The following is a 1136-nucleotide window of genomic DNA, read 5'->3' on the forward strand; positions in this document are numbered from 1 at the left end:
ACCGTCCGGCTCTCCCTGAGCGGGCGTACGGCCGTGCCGTCGTAGCGCATGAGGAGCAGGGCGACGTCGTCGTTGCGGCGGGCGTCGCCGAGCAGGGCGCCGGCGGCCGGGCCGAGGTGAGCGGGGTCGGCGCCGGCCAGGCGGTGGCCGTCCCCCACCCCGTACAGGGTCCGCGGCACGCCGACCGACTCCGACAGGCACAGCACCTCGCCGGTCGCGCCGCGGACGTACACGCCGGCGAACGCCGCCCGGGTGAGGACCAGGACCTGTTCCAGGACGAGGCGCGACCGGTCGGGGGCGGAGGGAGCGGCGGCGAGCGCCTCGGGGGCGAGTCCGGCACGCAGCGTCCTCGTCCTGCGCGCCGTAGCTCCCTCACCGACCGCGTCGGCCATGGCAGCGCGTATCCACCGGTCGCGCAGCCCCTGCGGCGTTTCCGTGGGATTTCGCGGTGGACGGTGCTCGGAACCTTTCGAACGTGTGGTGGCGCGGGCCTTCCGCGCGGCTCGCCGTGCGCGCGGGGCCGTCAGGAGGGAGCCTTGGTCCGGGGGGACCCGTCGCGCGGCCGGGCGAGGAGGTGGTCGGCGTGTCCGACGGGCACACACCCCGCCAGGCCCTGACGGCCGCCGGTTGGGCGGTCGACCGCCCGGTGCTGTCCTCGGCGCTGGCCGCCCTGCTGGACGAGGTCCACGCGCACTCCGGCGCGGTGTATCTGCCGGTGCCCGGCCAGCCGGTGCTGGAGATGGCCGTGATGGCGGGCATGCCCCGGGCGTTCGCCGCCCCCTGGGAGCGGGTCGGGCTGAGCGCGTCGGTCCCGGTCGCCCACGCGGTGCGCGACCGGCGGCTGGTCTGGGTCGGCGGCGAGGAGGAGATGGTCCGCCGCTATCCGCGGGTCGCCGTGGTGCTGCCGTATCCCTTCGCGCTGGCCGCGCTGCCCCTGGCGACGCGGAACGCCACGTACGGAGCCGTCTTCGTGACCTGGCCCGCGTCGCACCCGCCGGAGCTGTCCGGGCACGAACGGAATCGTCTGACCGCGGCCTGCGACCGGCTCGCGCTGCGGCTGGAACGGGCCGCGGCGGAGGGCCGCCCGGTGCTCTCCGAGCCCGATCTCCTCGCCCCGGCCCCCGCCGGCGAGGCGG

At 77.1% G+C, this 1136-nt stretch carries 2 pseudogenes; one reads left to right on the forward strand and one right to left on the reverse strand.

The features are described 5' to 3' along the window. Positions 1-392, reverse strand: a pseudogene (locus RH94_RS33190) (SpoIIE family protein phosphatase); the annotation flags it as partial. 191 nt (positions 393-583) lie between these two features. Between RH94_RS33190 and RH94_RS45330 the strand changes: the two are divergent. After that, a pseudogene (locus RH94_RS45330) lies at positions 584-1136 on the forward strand (PAS sensor protein); the annotation flags it as partial.

It is taken from the genome of Streptomyces kebangsaanensis (assembly GCF_001906585.1).
Taxonomy (GTDB): Bacteria; Actinomycetota; Actinomycetes; order Streptomycetales; family Streptomycetaceae; genus Streptomyces; species Streptomyces kebangsaanensis.